General features: G+C 73.1%; 12 protein-coding genes. 9 read left to right on the top strand and 3 right to left on the bottom strand.

Annotation, left to right across the window (positions count from 1 at the left end):
• Positions 1 to 1,978 precede the first annotated feature (1,978 nt).
• Genes ACZ63J_RS15970 through ACZ63J_RS15945 form a run of 6 tightly spaced genes read left to right on the top strand, consistent with a single transcriptional unit; the run spans position 1,979 to position 14,973 of the window.
• Positions 1,979 to 5,923, top strand: a complete 3,945-nt coding sequence (locus tag ACZ63J_RS15970; protein ID WP_465400339.1) for a toxin glutamine deamidase domain-containing protein — start codon at positions 1,979 to 1,981, stop codon at positions 5,921 to 5,923.
• On the top strand, positions 5,920 to 6,357 hold the full coding sequence (locus ACZ63J_RS15965) for a hypothetical protein (protein ID WP_465306551.1): 438 nt from the start codon (positions 5,920 to 5,922) through the stop codon (positions 6,355 to 6,357). Before ACZ63J_RS15970 ends, ACZ63J_RS15965 begins: the two co-directional genes overlap by 4 nt.
• Complete coding sequence (locus tag ACZ63J_RS15960; protein WP_465400078.1) at positions 6,354 to 7,769, top strand: glycohydrolase toxin TNT-related protein; 1,416 nt, start codon at positions 6,354 to 6,356, stop codon at positions 7,767 to 7,769. Before ACZ63J_RS15965 ends, ACZ63J_RS15960 begins: the two co-directional genes overlap by 4 nt.
• Positions 7,770 to 10,013 carry an ADP-ribosylglycohydrolase family protein gene (locus ACZ63J_RS15955; RefSeq protein WP_465400079.1) on the top strand — a complete coding sequence of 748 codons (2,244 nt, stop codon included), beginning with the start codon at positions 7,770 to 7,772 and terminating at the stop codon, positions 10,011 to 10,013. It begins immediately after the preceding gene.
• 16 nt (positions 10,014 to 10,029) lie between these two features.
• Complete coding sequence (locus tag ACZ63J_RS15950) at positions 10,030 to 13,026, top strand: ADP-ribosylglycohydrolase family protein (protein ID WP_465400080.1); 2,997 nt, start codon at positions 10,030 to 10,032, stop codon at positions 13,024 to 13,026.
• Positions 13,027 to 13,062: 36 nt separating this feature from the next.
• Positions 13,063 to 14,973: a glycohydrolase toxin TNT-related protein gene (locus tag ACZ63J_RS15945; protein WP_465400081.1), complete on the top strand. Its 1,911-nt coding sequence runs from the start codon at positions 13,063 to 13,065 to the stop codon at positions 14,971 to 14,973.
• Here ACZ63J_RS15945 and ACZ63J_RS15940 read toward each other — a convergent pair.
• The 3 genes from ACZ63J_RS15940 to ACZ63J_RS15930 all read right to left on the bottom strand — a co-directional run bounded on the left by ACZ63J_RS15940 (position 14,960) and on the right by ACZ63J_RS15930 (position 18,705).
• On the bottom strand, positions 14,960 to 15,811 hold the full coding sequence (locus tag ACZ63J_RS15940) for a class I SAM-dependent methyltransferase (protein ID WP_465400082.1): 852 nt from the start codon (positions 15,809 to 15,811) through the stop codon (positions 14,960 to 14,962). The two genes, ACZ63J_RS15945 and ACZ63J_RS15940, sit on opposite strands and share 14 nt — an antisense overlap.
• Before the next feature lie 12 nt (positions 15,812 to 15,823).
• The gene (locus ACZ63J_RS15935) at positions 15,824 to 17,161 is read right to left on the bottom strand and encodes a sensor histidine kinase (RefSeq protein ID WP_465400083.1); all 1,338 of its coding nucleotides are present in this window, start codon (positions 17,159 to 17,161) and stop codon (positions 15,824 to 15,826) included.
• A gap of 101 nt (positions 17,162 to 17,262) precedes the next feature.
• Entirely contained in the window at positions 17,263 to 18,705 is a 1,443-nt protein-coding gene (locus tag ACZ63J_RS15930) for a CCA tRNA nucleotidyltransferase (RefSeq protein ID WP_465400084.1), read from the bottom strand.
• Positions 18,706 to 18,805: 100 nt separating this feature from the next.
• Between ACZ63J_RS15930 and ACZ63J_RS15925 the strand changes: the two genes are divergently transcribed.
• The 3 genes from ACZ63J_RS15925 (at position 18,806) to ACZ63J_RS15915 (ending at position 22,176) form a co-directional block, all read left to right on the top strand.
• Positions 18,806 to 19,348 (top strand): NUDIX hydrolase, encoded by a 543-nt coding sequence (locus ACZ63J_RS15925; protein ID WP_465306535.1) that lies wholly within the window; start codon positions 18,806 to 18,808, stop codon positions 19,346 to 19,348.
• A complete protein-coding gene (locus ACZ63J_RS15920; protein WP_465400085.1) occupies positions 19,345 to 21,498 on the top strand; it encodes a DUF6049 family protein in 2,154 nt (717 codons plus the stop codon). Before ACZ63J_RS15925 ends, ACZ63J_RS15920 begins: the two co-directional genes overlap by 4 nt.
• 138 nt (positions 21,499 to 21,636) lie before the next feature.
• Complete coding sequence (locus ACZ63J_RS15915; RefSeq protein ID WP_465400086.1) at positions 21,637 to 22,176, top strand: hypothetical protein; 540 nt, start codon at positions 21,637 to 21,639, stop codon at positions 22,174 to 22,176.
• Positions 22,177 to 22,205 lie beyond the last annotated feature (29 nt).

The following is a 22,205-nucleotide window of genomic DNA, read 5'->3' as shown; positions in this document are numbered from 1 at the left end:
GCCGAGCACGGGCGGCGGCGCGGGTCCGCGATCACCCCAGCAGCCAATCCCCCCACGCGGAGGCCAGCCCCCGCACGACCCGCGCCGTATGCCCCCAGCAAGCGGCAGCGCGCAGCCGCAGACCGGCCGGCCGCCGGGCGGGCAGCCGTTCGCGCGGCCGGGCGAGCATCGGCCCGCCACGAATGGCGGGCAACCTCCGGTGCATCCGAACGGTCAGCCCCCGTCACCGCAGAACGGCCAGCCGCCCCGACGCCCAGGCGGCCAGCCACCGGCACCCCAGGGCGGACAGTTCCCCACGCGACCGAGCGGCCAGCCAATGGCGGGCGGCGGTCCCGTGCACCCCGGCGGCCAGCCCGCGACGGCACTTGGCGGCCCGTCGTCGCGGCCCGGTGGGCAACCGCCGGCACCGCAAGCTGGGCAACCACCGGCCCGACCGGGCGAACAACGACCCGGAGCGCAACCACCGCAGGCCGGACAACCGCCGACTCGGCCCGGTGAACAACGGCCGGGTGGGCAACCGCCGGTCGGACAGCGACCCGGAGGACAACAGCCAGCACCGCAGGCCGGGCAACTGCCTACCCGACCAGGCGAACAGCGGCCCGCCGGGCAACCGCCGGCACCGCAAGGCGGACAACCGCCGACTCGGCCGAGCGATCAGCGGCCCGGCGGTGAACCGTCGGCACCGCAGAACGGGCAACCACCCACTCGGCCAGGCGAACAACGACCCGGCGGACAGCCGCCGGGGCCGCAAGGCGGACAACCGCCGACTCGGCCGGGTGAGCAGCGGCCCGGCGGACAGCCGCCGGCGCCGCAAGGTGGGTGGTCGGGTGGGCCACCGCCGATGGTACCGCCACCGCAGGGTGGGATGGCGCCGCATGATCCGCGGCGGATGCCGTCGGGGCCGCCGCAAGGTGGGCCTCGGCCTCCGATGCCTGGTGGGCAGCGACCGGCTGGGTATCCGAGTCAGCCGCGTGGACCCCAGGGTCCCGGGGGACGGCCGCCGATGCCGCCTCCGCCCGGGGGACGGCCGGCGCACGATCCGCGGGTGGGGCCGTCTTGGCCGGGTGGGCCGCCGCAGGTGCCGCCGCCGCGGTTCGGGTCGCCGCAGGAGAACCTGCCGGGCCGGCCCTTTGACCAGCCGCGGCCGGTGGAGCGTGCGCCGGAACAGCCGGCGGTGCAGCGACCGTTCGAGCAGCCGCCTGTGGAACGGCCGGTCGCCGAGCAGCGGCCCGCGGCCGAGCTTGCCCCGCCGCAAGACCGGCCGACGACCGAGCAACGCCCGGCTGCCGAGCGCCCCGTGCAGGAGCCTGCGGGCGAGCACGCGCAACCGCCAGCCGCCGAGCAGTCGGCGCCGGAACGTCCGGCGGCACAGGGCGCAGCAGGGCATGCCCCTGGGCAGGAACGGCCGGTCGAGCATGGCCCCGTCGGCGAGCGCCCGGCGGAGCCGGGCTCGCCTTCGGTCGAGCGCGCACCGGGGCAAGAGCCGCCCGTGGTGGGGCCGACGGGTGACCAAGCGGTGCCGCGTGAACAACCCGCTGGTTCGCAGCCCGCGGCCGAGCCGGGCTCGCTCGGAGACGGACAGCCGGCGCCGGTGCGCGGGGACGGTTCGGCACAAGGCGAGTCCGTGCCCGCGGCCGAGCACCAGCGACTTGACGAACCAGCGCCCGCGAACGGGCAACAGCCGACGCATGAGCAGCCCGCCGGGCCGACGCCTGCAGACGAAAAGCCGCGCGAACAGGCGCCAGGCGATGAGCAGCCCGCCGAGCAAACGCCTGAGCACGAGCAGGCCGCTGAGCCGACGTCCGGGGACCAGGGACCCGACGAGCCGCTCAGCTCCGACCACCCCGATGCCCAGGCACCCGAACACCCAGCCGACTACGGGCAGCCCGAGCACGACGCGCCTCACGAGCCCTACCTGACCGACGAGCACTTCCGCACCGATGACCCCGCCGGGGCTCGGCGGATCGAGGACACCTTCATGGACTCCGGGCGCCAGAGCCCGGAGACCGGCGAATGGCGTCACGAGCAGGTCCGGCGCGAAGCGCTCGCCAAGCGCGACGACTTCCATCCCGGCATGTCCGACGACGGCGCCTTCGCCGTCCACGCCTACACGCGCCAGGAGATGGTCGGGCCGCTCAATCACGCTTTGCGGTTCGGGGGGCCTGAACTCCGTGAGCTCGCTCCGCAGGCCGGGGCGCTTGTTTCCGGGCTCAACGAGCTGCCGCCGCATGTCGGGGTCGTTTCGCGGCGGATCGACTTCCATGGGGACCCTGCTCGGCTGCAGGCCTTCCTCGGGCGCTTCCACCAGGACGCGCACATCACCGAACCGTCGTTCCTCAGCTCGTCGAAGGTCGACGCGGAGCATCCGCGCAGCACCTTCGCCGGTGAGGTCGAGATGCGGATCCAGTCCAAGACCGGCCGGGACGTCGAGTCCATGGCCAGCATCGGGCACGAGCGCGAAGTCCTCTTCAAGGCCGGGTCGCAGTTCGAGATCACCGGTGTCGAGAAGGGTCCGGGGCATCCCGACAACCCGAACCGCAAGCCCGGCGAGCCGCAGTGGATCGTGCATGCCGAGGAGATCGCGCCCGGGGATCCGCGGCACCTCGGTGAGGCCGATGCGCGCCAGGCCATCGAGGATCGGCGGGCTCAGGAGCGGGCCGACGAGGAACGCTTCCAGCGTGAGGCCGACGCCGAGCTCGAGCAGTTCTACGCCGAGCATCCCCACCTCAAGCCGACCGGGGACATGGCGAAGCTGCTCGGCGCCGATCCCGATTCCCTGCCTCCCGAGCGGCCCGCGCCGGCCACCGGGGAGCCTGCGGGTGGCTGGTCCCAGCTCGCCGAGCCGCTCGCGCCCGGCGGGACGCCCGTGTTGCACGCCGGGTCCGTCGAGACGTCGCAGCAGCACGCTCGCCTCGTCCGGGACGCCGTTCCCGAACTGGGCGCCGTCAACACCCGCAACCACTACGGCCCCGGCGCCCTCGAGAACGGCTTCCGCACCAACGCCGCCGAGTCGATGGTCGCCTTCGAGCGGCGGATGAACGGGGAGGACGTCAGCGCCGCTCCCTCGACCGGGCGGAGCGTCAGCGAACAGCTCGGCGGACCGTGGAACAGCCGCGACAGCCTCGCCGACGTCGCCCACGACCTGGGTGAACGTCCAGTCGGCGCGCGCTCGGCCGTCGCCTTCGAGCACGGCAACGGCGAGACGCAGCTGGTCGCCGGCGTCCACACCGAGCACGGGGTCGTTTTCGCCGATCCCGTCACCGGACGGCTCGCCGAGCTGCCGCCCGACGCCACCCACATCCACGAGCTGCCCCTCGGCGGGGACACCACGCCGGCCATCACCGACCGGCTCAACCCGGCGCCCGAGCACGTCCGGCACGACGAGGGTTACCTCTTCGACGACGCGCACCGCGCCACCCCGGCCGAGCACGAGAGCATCCGCCGGGCGGTCGGTGACGGTGACATCTACCAGCAGATCCACGACCGCGCCCTCGCCCGCCGCGACGCCGCGGGCCTGCACCTGACCGACGAAGGCGCCGTCGCGATCCACGGTTACACCCGCGGCGAGTACGCCTACGACGTCAACGAGGCCCTGCGCCGCGGCCCGGGCCACCCCGGCTTCGACCTCGCGCAGGAGAACACCCGCGCCATCACCGACGGCCTCAACCAGGTTCCGCGGACGTCCGGGGAGACCGTCCGCGGGTACGACGTCGGCGGGGATCCGCGGCTGGCCGAGCTCGTCGCCGGGCCCTACCGCCAGGGCGAGGTCGTCGTCGAGCCCGCGTTCTCCAGCGCCTCGATCAAGACCGGCGAGCTCTCGACCACGAAGTTCGGCGACGACGTCGAGCTGCACGTCCGCTCGGACAACCTCCGCGACATCTCGAAGCTCGCCGAGAACCCCGGCGAACGCGAGTCGCTGTCGCCGCCCGGGACGCAGCTGCTGGTGCACGACAAGCGGCTGGTGATCACCCCCGAAGGCCGCCGCAAGTGGATCATCGAGGCCGAGGAGATCGGCCCCGGCCACCCGCGGTACCTCGACCCCGAGGCCGCGCAGCGGAAGATGGCGGAGCGGCGCGCCGAGAACGACCACAACGCGGCGGAGTTCGAGCGCCGCAAGCAGGAGTCGATCGCCGAGCGCCTCGGCGGGCTCGGCGAGCCGCCGGCGCACCCGCAGCCGGAGCCGAAGTCCGTCAGCGACGCCCTCGACGGCCCGGCCGAGCCGCCGCTCGTGCCGGAGCCGGCGCCGGACTACTCGGGCCTGGCCCGCGCGACGAACCCGCCCGCCGAACCGGCCATCCACGCCGGCGCGGCGACGCCGGAGGAGCGCGCGGCCTACGTCCAGGACCGCCACCCGCACCTGCGTGACGTCAACCCGGGCTTCCGTGAGCCGGGCGCGCTCGAGAACGGCTTCGTCTCGAACTGCACCCGCGCCCCCGAGGCGTACTGGGACCGCCTGCACGGCGGGGACATGACGGCGGAGCCCGTCCTGCTCCACGAGATGGCCAGCCGCGGCACGCTCGAGCACATCGAGAGCCGGTTCGGCGAGACGTTCTCCGGCCGCGCGAGCTACGACGACGTCATCCGCGAGATGCGCGAGCGGCCGGTCGACCACCACGCCGTCGTCGCCGTGAAGTACGACGGCCCGGACGGTGTCGAGCACGGGCACGTCGCGATGGTCGTGCACACCCGGGACGGCGTCGCGTTCATCGACCCGCAGTCCGGTGACCTCATGCGCCTGCCGCACCCGCCGAAGGACATCCGGCTGCTGCACGTCGGGACGCCGGACACTGAGCACGTCCGGACCGAGCACGCGGAGACCGGCGGGACGCACGGCGGTTACGGCATGACCGAACCGGACGCGGGCTTCCTCGGCCGTGAAGACCTGCAGGCCGCGCTGGCCCACCCGGACCTGGCCAACGCGCGTGTCGAGGCGAAGGACGCGCTCGGCCACGCCCACGACCTCGGCCCGCTGCGGGACTACCTCGAGGCCCAGCTGCCGCGGCATCCCGAGCTGGTCCGGCTGCTGAGCGACGAGGCCAACGCCTACATCGCCGACTCGCTGGCGAAGCGGCCGCTCGCGCTGGGCAACCTGCTCGCGCACGACGAGGCCGTGCGGATCTTCCAGGACTCCCTGCACGACGTCGAGGCGCAGCGGGAGCACGGCACCATGCCGGAGGCGATCCCGGACGAGCCCCAGCGCCTGGACCTGGGCGAAACCGAGCTGCGGCTCTCCGCGGAGGCGACCGCGGACAACGACCGGTACGAGGACGCCGACCGCCGTCAGCCGCACTACCCGGCGGAGCACCTGGGCAACCGGGCGGAGTTCGAGCGGTACCTCGACCACGTCTACACGCGCGCCGAGGTCGCGATGCAGAAGCTGCGCGAGGTCGTGCCGGACATCGCCGCCGAGACCGAAGGCGAGCCGGACCTGCGCAAGACGCTCAAGGGCCGCGGCCGGGCCGAGGACAAGATCGAGTCGAACTACGGCGGTGACCCGTCGCGGCTGACCGACATCGCGGGCGGCATCGTCCGGTTCGAGAAGATCGAGATGCTCTACGCCGCGCTGGAGAAGATCCGGGCGCGCGACGACATCGAGATCGTCGAGTTCGAGGACCGGTTCGTGAAACCCCAGCCCGCCGGCTACAGCGACCTACAGATGAAGGTCCGGATCGACGGGCACGTCGCCGAGTTCCGGCTGCACCTCAAGGCCGTCGACGCGGTGTCGGCCTACGACCACTCGCTCTACGAGGTGCGCCGGGACATCAAGGCGCGCGCCGTCGACGAGGGTCCCGGCCCGGACCCGGTGACGAACAAGAAGCGGGCCAGGCCGTACACCCCCGAGGAGCAAGCCCTGATCAACGCCCTGCTGAAGCGGGAGCGGGAGAAGTTCTGGGAAGCGCTGAACAAGAGGCCGGAGTCATGACGATCGAGACGCCGGCGTACTTCCGGCACCACGACAGCCCGTACCGGCTGGACACCACGGCGGACGGCGAGCTGACCGGGCACATCCTGGACTGGCGGACCGGGCGGTTCGTCGAGGACAACCTCAAGATCGACGACGTGCTGTTCGCGCGCGAGGGGGACATCGGGCCGCTGACCGAGCAGCAGTTCGTCGTCCGGACCGAGGACCTGCGCCGTGAATACCTGCGAGGCGGCGGAGCGCTCTTCGCGCTCTACGACACGATCTCCGCGCTGCACTCGGTGGCCCGGGAAGAGGGCCGGCCGCTGAGCCGCGAGGAGGCCGCGCTCAAGGTTTCGCTGTACCGGCGGACCTTCAAGATGTGGGAGGACGAGTTCGCCCGCCGCGACGCCGGCGAAGCCCCGACCTTCAGCTACACCTCGACGTTGGCGCGATGATTCACGTGGAACAACGACTTTCGCCCGAAGAGCAGCGCACCCTCCTGGTGCAGCTGGGAAAGCTCGTCCGCGAGCACCGGGCCGACACCACCGGGCCCGCCGCCGTCGACTTCCGGCAGGTCGGCGGGCACAGCGAGCTCGACGGCCACAACGCGACGACGTCCGCCGCGATCGCCGAGCTGTTCACCGAGCTGCGCAAGGGGATGTACGCCGAGGGCCGCGGCACCTGGCTGCAGGCGCGGTTCACGCTCACCCCGGACGGCACCTTCGACTTCGACTTCGCGCTCGACGACGATCCGGTGTGGACGGACTCGCCGCCGTCGGCCGCCTACCCGGCGGAGCTCGCCGAGTTCCCGCGCGCCGAGGAGCACGTCCCGGACTGGTGGCGGCTGCGCGCGCAGCTGCCGCTCGGGGTGGTGTTCCGGCACGCCGAGCCCGGCGGCCCGGACGTCGAGCGGCCGCCGCTGACCGACACCGAGGCGCCGCTGGTGCTGCAGTACCTCGAGCGCGAGGCCGTCGTGCACGAAGACGGCGATGAGCGCTTCCACACCGACGGCGCCTGGATCTGGCCGTCGACAGTGGCCGACCAGCTTGCCGAGCAGGGCATCCCGCCCGAGCCGGACCTCGTCGCGCACATCCGCCGGCACCACTTCCAGCCGCCGTACGTCGAGCCGCTGGTCCGCCGGACCGCCGAGGCCGACCTGCTGGGTCAGCCGCGGCCGAAGCCGAGCCGCGCCGACGTCAAGAAGACGAGCGGGGACGTCGTCGCGGAGCTGGAGACCACCCCGGACCCGCGGCTCGGCGACGAGGAGCTGCTGATCGTCCTGGTCCAGCGGCTCGGCGAGCACGGCGTCTGGCCGGAGGCCTACCGCGTCGGCGACCGCGCGGACGGCACCTGGTGCCTCAACTTCACACCCGACGGCTGGGAGGTCGCCGCCCACATCGGCGGGAAGCCCCGCGAGCCGAAGTACTTCGAGCGCCTCGAAGACGCCGCCCAGCAGCTGCTCGGCGCGTTGCTGCTGCACCCCGCCCGGATGACCGCCGGCCACGAAACGCCCTTGGAAACCGCCAAGGAGCTCGACGACTGGCCGGTCCACCCGGCGCCGGGTGAGCCTCCCCTCACCCTGCTCCGCAACAAGCGCATCACCCGGCTGGTGGCAGGTACGGTCGTCCTGCGCTTCGGCGAGGAACCCGGCAACCTCGTCCACCACGGGGAGGTACGGTTCGCCACGACGTCGCTGCCGCTGGAACGCGAGCGGGAGCGGCGGAGCTACCGGCTGAGACGCCCGCTGCACGTGATCACCGGCATCACGGTCCCGTGGGCGAACCTGCCCGGTGGTGCGGTGGCCTTCGTGCTGCCGAAGACGATCGCCGAGCACGAGTCCGACGGAAGCCTGGAGAGGATCGAGTAGGTGGAAGCGGCGGAAGCGATTGCCAAGGTCGGCCAGTGGCTGCGCGCGGTGCACGGTCCGGACGTCTCCGGTCCCGCCGGGCTCCGGGTGGACACCGAGAAGGTGCTGCGCATCCCCGAGGGCTGGTCGGTGCCCTACAACACCATCGCGTTCCTCGACGAGGGACGGCCGGAGAAGGAGATCTTCCCGCCGCCGTCGGTCGTCGTCCGCGAGCCGGACGGCGAGCTGCGGCAGGCGCACCCGCACCCCGGCGGCCTGTCGGTGCCGGTGGCGTTCCCCGGCCAGGAGAACTGGCGCGAGGTCGTCGACCCCGAGTACGTGAAGGCCGGGCTCGGTGAGCTGGGCGTGCCGCTGCAGGCCGTCGCGGGCTGGGTGAAGGTCGACGCCGAGGGCAACCAGACCGGCGAAGAACGCGAGAACCCCGAGTACAAGGCCGGGCCGATCCGCCGCGGTTACCCGAAGCCCGAGAACACGCTCGAGACGCTGCTGTCGTTCGCCAGCGTCGGCTGGCTGACGCGGGAGCTGCTGCTCATCGGGCTGATCCGGTGCGAGGTGTTCATCCCGCTCGACCTGGAGACCGGCAAGACCGACCGGTTCTACTTCGCCGAGGAGCGCAACGAGCTCAAGGTGTTCAGCTCGACCCGGCACCTGCCCTCGCGCGAGCACGGCTGGTGGAAGGTCGACGTCGCGACGCTGGCCGAGTTCGAGCACCCGCCCAACCTGGTGATCAACGGCGGCCCGACGACCATCGAGGACGTCTCCAGCGGCGAGCTCGCCGAGATCGTCAAGCGGTTCCCGCGGCACGAACCGCGCATCGACGTGCACGGCCGCTGCCCGGAGGCCGAGGAGGACCTGATCCGCGTCGCCGCCGACACCGCGTCGCGGATGGGACTGCCGGACCCGGTGAAGCCGCCGCTCCTGGCGGCCGAGAAGGCCCGGCGGCGCGGCTACGAGCTGACCGCCGAGGAGTGCGCGAAGACCGTGCTCGGCGAGTCCTGGCTCAAGCGGATGGACATGCCGGAGCCGCCGCGCAGCAAGCCCAACGACCTGCGCGCGAACGGCCTCGCGCCGACGTACGACAACGCCGGGCGCGCGGTGCCGCGCCTCGACACGTTCGGCAAGTACTTCGAGCGGGACCTCGACGGCTTCCGCTACGGCTGGCAGCGCGTCACGGGCGCGTACGTCGGCTTCGCCCTCGGCGAAGCGCTCGGCGCCGCGGTCGACCGGATGCCGCTCCACGACATCCACGCGAAGTGGGGCATCGAGGGTGTCACCGACCTGATCCCGGCGTTCGACCAGCCGGGCCGGATCGGTTCGCTGACGCAGCGGCTGCTGTTCTACACCGAGGCCGTCATCCGCAGCCCGCACCGCGAACAGCCGGAGTCGCGCGAAGCCGAGCAGCTCTTCCCCGACGTCGTCCGCGGGTCGTTGCAGCGCTGGCTGCGCACCCAGGGCGCACCGCTGGACGACCCGGACGGCTGGTTGGTGCAGGTCACCGACCTGCACGCCCGGCGGGACGCCGACGACGCCGAGCTGAACGCCTACCACCAGCTCGCGACCGGCGCCGCGGGCGCGGTGACGATGGCCGGCCCGGCCGCGCTGATCCCCGCGCTGCCCGCCGCGCTGACCATGGCCGGGCCCGGCAGCGGCTTCAGCGGCGGCGCGCGCCAGGCCGCGCGCGATCTCGCCGGCGTCACCCACCCCGGCGAGGCGGACCTGGCCGCCACGACCTACCTGACCTGGCTGTTCGAGCACGCGCTGACCAAGGACGCGTTCAGCTTCCCGATCTGGAACCTCAGCCGCGAGGTGCTCAACCCGGACAACCAGTACCAGCAGGGCCCGGAGTGGACGGCGATCAAGGACATGGTCGCCGAGTCCGTGCCGTTCTTCGGCGAGCACGGGCTGCCCGACCTGCGGATGCCCGAGCTGATCGGCGACGGCAAGACGACGCTCTCGGTCCTCGGACGCGCTTTCGCCGCGTTGTCCGGCTTCGAGAACTACCCGGAGCAGGCGCTGCTTCGCGCCGTCAACCACTCCGGCCGCAGCGCGCTCACCGGCGCGCTGGCCGGGGCCCTGCTCGGCGCGCGCACCGGCATCCCCGGGCTGCCGCAGAAGTGGGTCGACCAGCTGGAGCTGCGGCACCTGGTGGAGAACGTCGCTTCGGACGCCTACTGGCACTTCGACCGGCATTCGGCGTTGAGCGCGCTGGGTGACCAGTGGATCGAGCGGTACCCGCGGCATTAGCCCGAGGATGGGGAGAATGACAGAAGAGGAAGCCGTCGCGCGGGTGCGGGAGTGGTTCCGCACCCGGCCCGACGGCGACCAGCTGCGGATCCGGCACACCGCGCGCCGTCCGGACGGCTGGAGCTTCACGGTCAACACGGCCGGTTACCTCGACGGCACCGACGTCGGCTCGGGGCTGTTCCCCAGCCCGGTGGCCGTCGTGCCGGACGACGGCGGCGAGATCACGCTCGACCTGGCCGCGATGGCCGGCCCGCGGCCGGACGTCGACCCGGAGTTCGACGAGAAGGCGTTCCCGCGGCTTGACGTCCCGGTGCGCGCGATCCGGGCCGGCGGGCAGTACACGCCGGGACCGGTCTGGCGGGGCTTCCCGGTGCCGTCGACCGACGTCGAGAAGCTCCTCAACTACCTGGGCGCGAACTGGATCAGCCGCGCCGACTTCGTGCGCGCGCTCCTGGACTGCGAAGTCCTCGTGCCGACCCCGGACGGCGAGCCCCTGGTCCGGCCGGTTCCCGGCACGAGCAGCCACGAGGTCATCGCCTACAGCTCGTCGGCGAAGGTGCCCGGGCGCTACCCACGCCGGTGGCGGATCGGCGTCCGCGAGCTGCTGCGCGACCGGCCGGGGACCGGGCTGACGCTCGACCCCGGCACCGGGCTGGTCCGCAGCCTCACCGCGGCCGAGCTGGCCGACCTCGGGGACGGCGAGCCGCACCCGAAGGTCGACGAGCCCGCGCCCGAAGCCGGCCCGGAGGTCGCCGAGGCACTGCCCGCGCTGGTCGCCGAGTTCGGCGTCGAGCCGCCCGACCTGCTGGAACGGCACCTGCGGTACGCGGCCGACCACGCCCGCGACTACCACTTCGAGCTGACCCCGGAGGAGTGCGTCCGGTACCTGCGCGGGTTCGCCTGGCAGTACCGCAACGGGGTCCGGCGCCGGGCCGGCCAGGAGCCGGAATGGCCCGCCGACCTGGGCACCGAGGGGCTGATCGCGCACGTCGACGAAGACGCGCGCCCGCGTCCGGTGCCGTGGACGTTCGGGAAGTTCTCCGCCTACGGCACCCTCGCCGCGCGCTTCGCGTGGCACCGGATCGTCGGCGCGTACGTCGGCTTCGCGATCGGTGACGCGCTGGGCGGCGGCGCCGACCCCGCCGGGCCGCTGCCGCTGGGCGGGCTGACGCGGCACCTGCTGTTCCACACCGACGTCGTGCTGCGCGGCCTGCCGCCGGTCCCGGACGGCGTGGTGCCGCCGCTGCCCGAGCCGGACCCGGACGGCTGGCTCGCCGTCGCGACCCGGCACGCGGGCCCCGCGCCCGCCGGCGCCTCCGCGCTGCTGGCCACGGCACTGGCCGCGACGCCGGCGAGTGCGGTCGCCCTCGCGGACGTCGACGGCGAGCAGTACGCGAAGGACGTCGCCCGTGCACTGACCGGCGATGACGCCGAAGGCGTCGAGCTGCTGGTGGCGCTGTTCCAGGCCCTGCTCACCCGGGACGCGTTCGCGCTGCCGGTGCACCTGAGGCTGCAGGAGATCGGCGGGGAGCTCGCGACGTCCGTGCTGGAGCTGCGCGAAGACCGCGAAGCCAACGACGTCGAGCAGCTGGAAAGCATCGGTGACGGCGAGAGCGTGCGGTCGGTGCTCGGCCGGGCGTTGTTCGCCGCGGCCAAGCGCGGTTACGACCCGTACGCGGCGATCACGCTCGCCGCGCGGTCCGGCCCGGTCGCGGGCGCGGTCGCCGGAGCGCTCGTCGGCGCGCGGCTCGGCGTGCCGGGCCTGCCCGCCGCGTGGGTCGCGGCGCTGCCCGACCTCGGCCTGCTCGACGACGTCGCGAGCGACGTCTTCTGGTACTTCAACCGCAACGGCCTCCAGACGGAGACCGCGGAGCACGCACGCTGGGAGCGCCGGTACCCGAGCGGCCGGTTCACCCCGAAACCGAAGGGACCGGGCTTGCGATCACGTCTCCGGGGCAGCCTGCTGGCCGGTGCGATCGGCGACGCGCTGGGCGCGAAGACGGAGTTCGACTCGATCGACCGGATCCGCGAAATCGCGGGCCCGGCCGGCATCACCGACTTCATCCCCGCGTACGGCGGCGTCGGCCGGATCACCGACGACACGCAGATGACGCTCTTCACGCTCGAAGCGCTGATCAGGGCGCACGCGCAGCAGCGGCGGACCGGTTCGGCCGACGTCGTGCACTCGCTGCAGCTGGCCTACCAGCGCTGGCTGCACACGCAGGGTGTCGCGTGGGACCGGGCGCGCGGGCCGCAGTCGGACGTCGAAGCGCCGGACGGCTGGCTGGTCACCCACCAGGACCTGTTCAGCCGCCGCGCGCCGGGCCTGACCTGCTTCGGCGAGCTCGAGGCGTACGGCCGCTCGGGCGTCCGGGGGACCATCGAACGTCCGGTGAACAACTCGAAGGGCTGCGGCGGCGTGATGCGCGCGGCGCCGGTCGCGCTGTGGTCCGACGACCTCGCCGAGGTGTTCCGGCTCGGCGCCGAAAGCGCGGCGCTGACCCACGGTCACCCGAGCGGGTATTTGTCCTCGGGCTGCTTCGCCGTGCTCGTCCACGGGCTGCTGCACGGGAAACCGCTGCTCGACGCCCTCGCGGCCGCGCGCGACGAGCTCGTGAAGCACCCGGGGCACGAAGAGCAGAGCGCGGCGCTCGACGCGGCTCTGGCGCTGGCGGAGCAAGGGCCGCCGACACCGGAGAAGCTCGAGTCACTCGGCCAGGGCAACGTCGGCGAGACGGCGTTGTCGATGTCCGTGTACGTCGCGCTGACCACCACGGACGCCGACACGGCGTTGCTCGCGGCGGTCAACCACAGCGGGGACAGCGACTCGACCGGCTCGGTCTGCGGCAACCTCGTCGGCGCGATGTACGGCGAGGAAGCGCTGCGGGCCGGCTGGCTCGAGCAGCTGGAGCTCCGCGATGTCATCGTCGGCCTGGCGGACGACGCGCTCACCGAGTTCGGCCCGGATGCGCCGGGTGATGACCGGTGGTTCGCTCGGTACCCGGTCGACTAAGTTTCTGGGGTCACTGGGGTCAGGGGAGGACAAAACGTGCGTTACCGGGTAGAGGTGGCCGAACGCCCGGACGGCCTGTACGCGACGTGGGGCGAGGGGACGTTCCGCGCTCAGCGTTCGACGACGGACGGCACCGTGCTGCTTTCGGTGCTGCCGGAGGAAGAGGCGCCGGAGGGCTTCGACAAGGAGCACGACGGGCGTCCCGCGCGAGTGGTGCCGGCGAGCGAAGTGCCGGCGACGTTCACACTGCGCACCTTCGGCGAATACGACGACGAGGTCTTCGAGGTCGCGCCGGGCACGCGACCCGAGCTGACCCTGCGCTGGATCCACGACGACGCCGCGCGCGCCGCGCAGCTGGGCCTGACCGACTTCTCGGTCACGGTGCCGGCGAAGCAGGTCACGGCGTTATGGCAGACGAGGCTGGACTTCACCGAGGCGCCGGAGGCGCGGCCGCAGCCGGGCGCCGGTGATCAGAACGCGCTGCTGCGCGCGATCGGGCGGACGCTGCTGCACACGGTGCCGGGCGGCTGGGCTCGCGTCGGCGCGCAGTTCCGGCAGGTCGGGGACTACTCGGAGATCGAGCTCCGCGCGGTCGGCGACGAGGACGGCCCGGTTTCGGTGTCCCTGCCGGCGGTGCCGCGGCTCGGCGGGCTCTTCACGCGCCTGCGTGCCGCGATGTACCAGGCGGAGGCGGGCACCTGGTTCCAGGGCACGTTCACGCTCGACTCGGCGTCGCAGTTCGACTTCGACTTCGACGCCGACCGCGAGCCGGACTGGCGGGTGCCGCCCAACGACGGCGGCCGCCCGTCGACCGCCGCCTACGAGCTGGAGCTGGCGAACTTCCCGCGCTCGTCGAAGCACATGCCGGCCTGGCTGACCGCCAAGGCCGGGCTGCCGCTGGACGTCGTGTTCCGGCAGGCGCGGGCCGCCGACTCGCACACCGAAGGCGAGCGCCCGGTGGTCAACCGGCCGCCGGTGCCACCGGACCAGGTCCGCGGGGTGCTCGACTACCTGTTCCGGGCGCCGGTCGCGCTGCACCGGCCCGCGCCGCTGCCGGACATCTTCGGCGCGCCGGGCGCGAAGCCGGACGTGCCGAACGCGTTCCACACCGACGGCACCTGGATCTGGCCCGCCGCCGTGCCGCACTACCTGCGCAAGTACGGGGTGCCGCCGGAGCCGGAGCTGGTCGAGCACATCCGGGCGGCCGGGTTCCGCCCGCCGTTCGTCGGGGAGCTCGTCCGCGCGACGGCCGAGGCGGAGGTCCTGGGCCAGCCGCGGCCGGCGCAGACGTCCGCCGACCTGCCCGACGAGAGCGCGCTGTCGCGCGTCGCGCGCGGCGAAAACGTTCGGACGCTGCGGGGAGCGGAGACGCTGGAGCTGCTCCAGCAGCGGCTGACCGAGCACGGCGTGCCGCCCGCGGCCTACCGGATCGGCGCCGGCGAAGTGCCGACCGAGGACGTCTGGACGCTGCGCCGCGCGGAGAACGGCTGGGAGGTCTCGCGGCCGCCGGCCGACGAGCCGGTGGCGTTCGGCTCGCTCGCCGACGCGGCCCGCTTCCTGCTCGGCGTGCTGCTGATGCTGCCGCCGCCCCCGCCGTCGGAGGAGTCCGACCAGCCCACCGACTGGCCGATCCTGCCGATGCGCGGCGAGCCGCCGTTGAACTTCTACCGCGGCAAGCGCCTGGTCGTGCTCGCGCCGGGCACGACGGTCGTCCGGTTCGGCAACGAGACCGGCAACCTGGTGCACGCGGACGGGACGCGGTTCGCCGAGACGTCGCTGGCGTTCGAACGCGAGCGGGAGAAGCGGCTCTACCGGGTGCAGCGCGCGCTGCGGGTGCTGACCGGCGTGACGGCGCCGTGGACCACGATGCCGGGCGGCGGGGTGGCGTACCTGCTGCCGCGGCCGCTCGCCCAGCACCTCGAGACGGGCTCGCTCAGCAGGCAGTGATGAGGACGGCGGGCGACCACCAGTAGTCGGCGAGCGGTGCGACGTCGACCTCGGTGAAGCCCGCCGTCTCCAGCTGCTCGGCCCAGCCGCTCGCCGGCTGCTCCCAGTTCGTCCGCTCGTGGCCGTCGACGATCCCGAGCAGCACCGGCAGCAGGAAGCCCTGGGCGACCAGCGACGCGTCTTCGCCGTACTCGGCGACTCCGCGCTCGTAGCGCTCGACGAGCGAGCGAAGGTGCTCCGGCGACCCTTCGACGTACTCCGGGATGTCGAACTCCGCGATCACCAGCGTCCCCGTGCGCAGCTGAAGCGCGCGAAGCACCTCCGCGCGCTGCTCCGGCTCGATGGACTGCAACGCGAACGTCGACTGGACGAAGTCCCAGCCAAGGTCGTCGCGGGCCAGGAACTCCTGCGCGGTGGACTGCCAGCACTGCGCCGACGGCACCCGCTCGTGGACGCCTTCGAGCAGCGCCGCCGACGGTTCGACCAGGTCGATCCGCGCGGGCATGTGCGTGGCCTGCTCGAGCGCGGGCACCACAGCCAGGCCGTCCCCGCAGCCCAGGTCGAGCAGCGACTCCGGCTTCGCCTCGTCGTAACGGGCGGCGAGCGCGGCGCTCAGCGCCCGGTACAGCCCGACGTTGCCGCCGCCGCGGATGAACGCCGTGAACGCGCTCGGCTGGTCGTACACCGAAGCCGTGGCGTCTCCGGCGAGGTAGGTGTGGAGTTCGTCGGCCAGGGAGGAGCCGGCGCGGCCGGCCCGCACGGCGAAGTCGGCGGCCTGGGCGCGGTCACCGGCGCGGTGGGCGGCGAGGGCGTCGGCGAGCAGCTCGATCGAGGTCATGCTCAGGAGATATCAGAAGGGCACCCACAGCGTCACCCGGGTGCCTCCGCCGGGGAGTCCCGATTCGACCAGAGACGTCCCGCCGACCTCGGCCAGCCGGGCGGTGATCGACTCGCTGATGCCGAACCCGGCCGGGCGCTCGGCCGGGCTGAACCCGGTGCCGTGGTCGCGGGTGATGACGGCGATGCCGCCTTCGCGCTCCTCGACCCGCACCACGACCCGGTCGGTGCCGGAGTGCTTCATCGTGTTCCGCAGGGCCTCGCGCACGGCGTCGCGGATCGCGATCTGGCGGACCTCCGACAGCGTGTCGTCGTCGAGCTCGGCCACCACGAGCTGGGCGCGCAGCCCGTCCCGCGCCATCTCGGCGGCGAGCGCGGCCAGCTTCTCGCCCAGCGGCCGGGCGCCCGCCTCGGCCCGATCGGACGCCGCCGACTCGATCGTGTGCCGGATCTCCATCGCCTGCGCCCGGGCCAGCCGCTGGATCTCGACCAGCCGCTGCTCCGGGTTCGTGGTGCCGGACAGCGCCATCGCCTCGAGGGTCTGCAGCACGGTGTCGTGCAGCATCCGGTGCTGCTGGGCGCGCTCGGCGAGCCGGCCGTTGCGCGTGCCGTACGCCAGAGCCAGCCGGGTGCCGAGGCCCGTCAGCACCAGCGCGGCGGTGGCCAGGAACATCAGCGCGAGCAGCGCGGAGTACGTCGAGAGCGCGTCGGTGACGTGGAACCGGCCGGTGTTCAGCCAGTTCGCCAGCATCCGCAGCGGGAAGCTGACCAGCCCGAACACCAGCCCGCTGGGCACTCCCAGCGCGAGCGTCAGCAGCCCGGCCTCGCCGAAGAGGTGGACGCTGCTGACCGCGAGCGCGTCGGCGTACACCTCGGGCGGCACGGTCAGCGCGAGCACCAGCGGCGAAAGCACGGTGAAGATCAGGTCGACGGCGAGCAGCTTCCCCGCGTCACGGCCGCGGAACGGCGCCGAGCGGAACATCCAGCGGAAGCCGATCACGTTCAGCGCGATCGAGAGCAGGGTGAACAGCCCGACCGGCAGCAGCCCGGTCGAGCCGTGCTGGAAGAGGAAGACCCCGAACTGGCCGGGCACCGCGAGCAGCCGGTAGGCCAGCGGGATGAGCACGACGTACCGGGTGGCGCGCAGCAGGAGGCCGTCGCGCCGGCCCGGGTCGATCGGCCCGGCCATCTTCGAGATGCGCTTCAGCGCGTGGATGGGGGTGGGGTCGCCGATCTCGTCGGAGAGCTCGCTGGTGGCCGTCGCGATCGCCGGCGCGCCCTGCCGCAGGAGTGCCACGAAGAAGCTGCCCCCGGACGCCACCTTCGGCGGGTCGGGCGCTTCGGTGGACATCGCCTGGACAACTCCCTGGTCACATCGGTGAGCCGGAGTTGGGAGTATCACCGATCCGCAGCAGTGACGTCCAGCTTTCCACGGAATTCACTGCCAGTTGGTCAAGAGTTCCCGATTCCTTGCTCGACAGCCCACTTCTTCAGCTCGGCCACGGCGTCGTCGTGCTCCAGCGGACCGCGGTCCAGGCGCAGCTCCTTGAGGAACTTCCACGCCTTGCCGACGTCCGGCCCCGGCTGCAGGCCGAGCAGCTCCATGATCTGCTCGCCGTTGAGGTCCGGCCGCACGCGGTCGAGGTCCTCCTTGGCCTTGAGCGCGGCGATGCGGGCCTCGAGGTCGTCGTAGGTCGCCTGCAGTGCGGCCGCCTTGCGGCGGTTGCGCGTGGTGCAGTCGGCGCGGACGAGCTTGTGCAGCCGGGTCAGCAGCGGGCCGGCGTCGGTGACGTACCGGCGGACCGCCGAGTCCGTCCACTCACCCTTGCCGTAGCCGTGGAACCGCAGGTGGAGGAACACGAGCTGGGAGACGTCGTCGATGATCTCCTTGGAGAACTTCAGCGCCCGCAAACGTTTGCGGGCCATCCGCGCCCCGACCACCTCGTGGTGGTGGAAGCTCACCCCGCCGCCCGGCTGGAACTCGCGGGTCGCGGGCTTGCCGGCGTCGTGCAGCAGCGCCGCCAGCCGCAGGATCAGGTCCGGCTCCGACGTCGGCTCGTGCGACTTCTCCAGCTCGATCGCCTGGGCCAGCACGGTCAGCGAGTGCTGGTAGACGTCCTTGTGCTGGTGGTGCTCGTCGATCGCCAGCCGCATCCCGGGCACCTCGGGCAGCACCCGGTCGGCCAGCCCGGTGTCGACCAGCAGCTCCAGCCCCGGCCGCGGGTCGTCCGCGAGCAGCAGCTTCGACAGCTCGGCCTGCACGCGCTCGGCGGTGATCCGGTCGATCTCGCCGGCCATCGACGCCATCGCGTCGACCACGCGCGGCGCGGCGGTGAAGCCCAGCTGCGCGGCGAAGCGGGCGGCCCGCAGCATCCGCAGCGGGTCGTCGGCGAACGACTCCTGCGGGGTCGCCGGGGTGTCCAGCACCTTCTCCCGCAGCGCGCCGAGCCCGTCGTGCGGGTCGATGAACGTCTTCGTCGCCAGCTCGACGGCCATCGCGTTGACCGTGAAGTCGCGGCGCAGCAGGTCACCCTCGATGCTGTCGCCGAAGGTGACCTCGGGGTTGCGGCCGACGCGGTCGTAGCTGTCCGCGCGGAACGTCGTGATCTCGAGCTGCATGCCCTTCTTCGTCACGCCGACCGTGCCGAAGGCGATCCCGACGTCCCAGACCGCGTCGCCCCACTCGCTGACGATCTTCAGCACCCGGTCGGGCCGGGCGTCGGTGGTGAAGTCGAGATCGCCGGACCGCCGGCCGAGGAGCGCGTCGCGCACGCTCCCGCCGACGAGGTACAGGCGGTGCCCGGCCCGGGCGAACCGTTCGGCCAGCTCGTCCGCCAGGGGGGAGAGCCGCATCAGCTCGACCACCGCGTTCTCCTTGGCGACCACGTCGTTCACGAAGATCCCACTACTTGTCGGGTGCGATTACTACAGGCACCACCGGACAGGACACGGAGAGCCAGCCTACCGGGGCAACCGTTTGCTCTAGCATCGCAGCATGTCTGGATCAGCCGGCCGTCCCGGCGCCTCGAAGCCGCGGAGGCGGCGGAGGCGTCAGCGCGGCAGGCGCCTGACCACGGTCGACGAGACGTCGGCCGGTGGCCTCGTGATGGACGCGGCGCGCGAACAGGCGGTGCTGATCGGCCGGCTCGACCGGCACGGCAGACTGCTGTGGTCGCTGCCCAAGGGCCACATCGAGGACGGTGAAACGGTGGAACAGACGGCCGTGCGCGAGGTCAAGGAGGAAACCGGCATCTCCGCGCGCGTCCTGCGGCCACTGGGCACCATCGACTACTGGTTCGTGGCCGAGCGGCGGCGCATCCACAAGACCGTCCACCACTTCCTGCTCGAAGCGCTCGGCGGGGAACTCTCCGACGAAGACGTCGAGGTCACCGAGGTGGCCTGGGTCCCGCTGGCCGAGCTGGAGACCAAACTCGCCTACTCCGACGAGCGCAAGCTCGTCCGGAAGGCCAAGGAACTTTTCGCGCGCCCGGACGTCCACGGACGAGACGAGCACGCCCCTGAGGGAGCCCCCGAGTGAAGCGGTTCGCCGCAGCCTTCCTTTCCGTCCTCTTCCTGGCCGTCCCCGCCCTCGCCGGAGCCACGGTGGCCCAGGCCGAAGAAGGCGCCCGACTGCGCGTCGAGCTCGACGCGCTCAACCCGCGTGTGATCACCGGTTCGACGACCACCCTGACCGTCACCGGCACGGTGACCAACACCGGCGACCGCAAGGTCAACCGGCCGCAGGTGCGGCTGCAGGTCGGCGAGCGGGTCACGACCTCGCGCGGGGTCAACGACGTGCTGTCCGGCGCCGTCATCAAGGACACCCCGCTGACCGACTTCAGCTCGGTCGCGGACGCGCTGGAGCCCGGCCAGAGCGCGCCGCTGAACATCTCGGTCGACCTGACCGGCTCGAAGGCGCTGTTCAGCCGGCCCGGCGTCTACCCGCTGCTGGTGAACGTCAACGGCACCCCGGAGTTCGGCGGGGCGGCCCGCCTCGGCGCGGTCAGCATGCTGATGCCGGTGCTGGCCGGGCCGGGCAAGCCGCCCGGGCACGCGGCGGGCGGCGCGCCGAGCATGACCCTGCTCTGGCCGCTGACCAGCAGCGTCCCGCAGGTCTACGCGGCGCCGTACGGCCAGCCGCTGGTGCTGCGCGACGACCGGCTCGCCGACGAGATCGGCCCGGACGGGCGGCTGAACGCGCTGGTCGCGGCCGCGGCCAAGGCCGTGCACGGCGACGCGAGCCTGGCGAAGTCGATGTGTTTCGCACTCGACCCGGACCTGCTGGCGACCGTCGACGCGATGGGCCGTGGCTACCAGGTCCACACGGAGAACGGGAACATCGACGGCAAGGGCGTCCAGAGCGCGAAGACGTGGCTGACCGAGCTGCGCTCCCTGCTGACCGGCCGGTGCGCGGTCGCCCTGCCGTTCGCCGACGCCGACCTCAACACCGTCTCGCGGATCCGTCCCGGCGACCCGATCCTGGTCGCCCAGGCGGCCGCGGCGGCCGCCACGATCCAGCAGCTGGCCGGGGTCACCCCGCAGACCGGCGTGCTCTGGCCGGACGGCACGCTCAACGAAGCCGTGCTGACCGCGCTCACCCAGGCCGGCGTCAAGACCGTCCTGACGGACGCGGCGAAGCTCGCCCCCGCCGGCGCGGGCGGCGGTGTCACCGTGCAGGGCGGCACCGTCCGGGCCCAGCCGACGGACTCGCTGATCTCCGCGGCCATGACCGGCGTGCCGAGCGTGCCCGACTCCGTCACCGTCGCCGCGAACACCGAACGGGCGATCTCCAGCCAGAACGGGCTCGGCGCGCTCGCCTTCCGGGCCGGCCTCGGCGTGCCGGCCGGGCAGGAGCGCCCGAACCACCTGCTCGTCGCGCCGCCCCGGCGGTGGGACGCCCCGGCGGCCGAGCTCACCGCGTACCTGCAGCAGATCGGCGGCTTCCTCGACACCGGCGTGGTCACGGCGGCCTCGCTCCCGTCGCTGCTGGACGCCGACCCGCAGGGCTCCGGCGCGGTCGGCGACGGCGGCCAGAACCCCGACGCGGGCATCGACCCGGCCGTCGTCTCGACGCTGGCGAAGCTCGACGACCAGGCCACCGGGATGGCGTCGGCGATGCAGCTGGACCCGACCAAGCGGGTGAAGCCGGAGGACGTCGTCGCGTCGGTCCGGTTGGCCGAGCTGCGCGGCGCGTCCACCGGCTGGCGGGGCCTGCCCGCCGACGCGGCGACCGCGAACGCGCGGGCCGAGATCGCGGCCATCGGCGACCGGGTGAGCGTCCGGCAGCCGCAGCAGACCATCGCGCTGGCGTCCGGCAACTCACCGCTGCCGGTGTACGTCGTGAACGACCTGCCGGTCGGGATCACCGCGCGGTTCTCGCTCAACAACAACACCGGCCTGCGCACGGACGACCGCAAGGAGGTGTCGTTCCCGGCGGGCGGCGGGCGGCAGTACTTCCTCCCGGTGGAGGCGCTGCGGGCCGGCCGGTTCAGCGTCGATGTGTCGTTGAGCACGCCCACTGGTACCCCGCTCGGGTCATCCGCGCGGTTCGAACTGACGTCCACGGAGTACGGCGCGATCACGATCATCGCGACCGTCGCCGCAGGTGTGGCCCTGCTTCTGCTCGCCTCGCGGCGCATCTACCGGAGGGTGAAGGACGCCCGGACGGGTCGCGACGCCGTCGACTGATCCGTCGGCCTTTGAGTGCTTCGGCCGGTTCCCGATTACCCTTGGTCCGCACGTGCGCGGCACCGGGCCGCGGCGACGGGGTTCGAGCACCGAGGATTGGGCACGCGTTGGAGAGAGAGCCGGGCTTACCACCCGAGCGTGCGAGTCGTCCTCGGCGCGAAGGCGCTCCGCCCCCGCAACGGGGTGACGGGCCGCCGCGTGCCGGGCAGCCGGTCCGGCGCCAGCCTCCGCCGCAGCAGCCGCCACCCGAGCGCGGCCGCCGCCAGCCGTCCCGCAACGGGCACACCCGCCACCTCCCGGCCCCCGACGAGCCCCCGGCCCGCGACAAGCGCGCCCGGCGCGAGGACGCCCCGCCCCGGCGGGCACCGCGCGACGAAGCTCCGCCGCGCCCCGCCCGTGACGACGCTCCGCCCCGGCGGCCGGTCCGGGAGGACGGCCCGCCGCGCCGCCAGGGCCGCCCGGCTCGCGACGACGGTCCTGTGCGCGAAGGCCGCCCAGTCCGCGACGGCCGCCCACCCCGAGACGAGATGCCTCCTCGCGACGGTCGCCCGATGCGCGACGACGGTCCCGTTCGCGACGGCCGCCCACCCCGAGATGACCTGCCGCCCCGCGACGGCCGGCCGATCCGCGAAGACGGTCCCGTCCGCGAGGGCAGGCCTGTCCGAGACGACGGTCTAGTCCGCGAGGGCAGGCCACCCCGCGACGAC

It is taken from the genome of Amycolatopsis sp. NPDC104863, assembly GCF_055582965.1.
Note: the sequence above shows the minus strand (reverse complement) of the source record. Positions and strands in the feature narration are given on the sequence as shown.

Coding starts and splice junctions, on each gene's coding strand:
- ACZ63J_RS15940 (WP_465400082.1), bottom strand. CDS start 15,811: ATGACCTCGATCGAGCTGCTCGCCGACGCCCTCGCCGCCCACCGCGCC.
- ACZ63J_RS15925 (WP_465306535.1), top strand. CDS start 18,806: ATGTCTGGATCAGCCGGCCGTCCCGGCGCCTCGAAGCCGCGGAGGCGG.
- ACZ63J_RS15935 (WP_465400083.1), bottom strand. CDS start 17,161: ATGTCCACCGAAGCGCCCGACCCGCCGAAGGTGGCGTCCGGGGGCAGC.
- ACZ63J_RS15965 (WP_465306551.1), top strand. CDS start 5,920: ATGACGATCGAGACGCCGGCGTACTTCCGGCACCACGACAGCCCGTAC.
- ACZ63J_RS15960 (WP_465400078.1), top strand. CDS start 6,354: ATGATTCACGTGGAACAACGACTTTCGCCCGAAGAGCAGCGCACCCTC.
- ACZ63J_RS15950 (WP_465400080.1), top strand. CDS start 10,030: ATGACAGAAGAGGAAGCCGTCGCGCGGGTGCGGGAGTGGTTCCGCACC.
- ACZ63J_RS15970 (WP_465400339.1), top strand. CDS start 1,979: ATGGACTCCGGGCGCCAGAGCCCGGAGACCGGCGAATGGCGTCACGAG.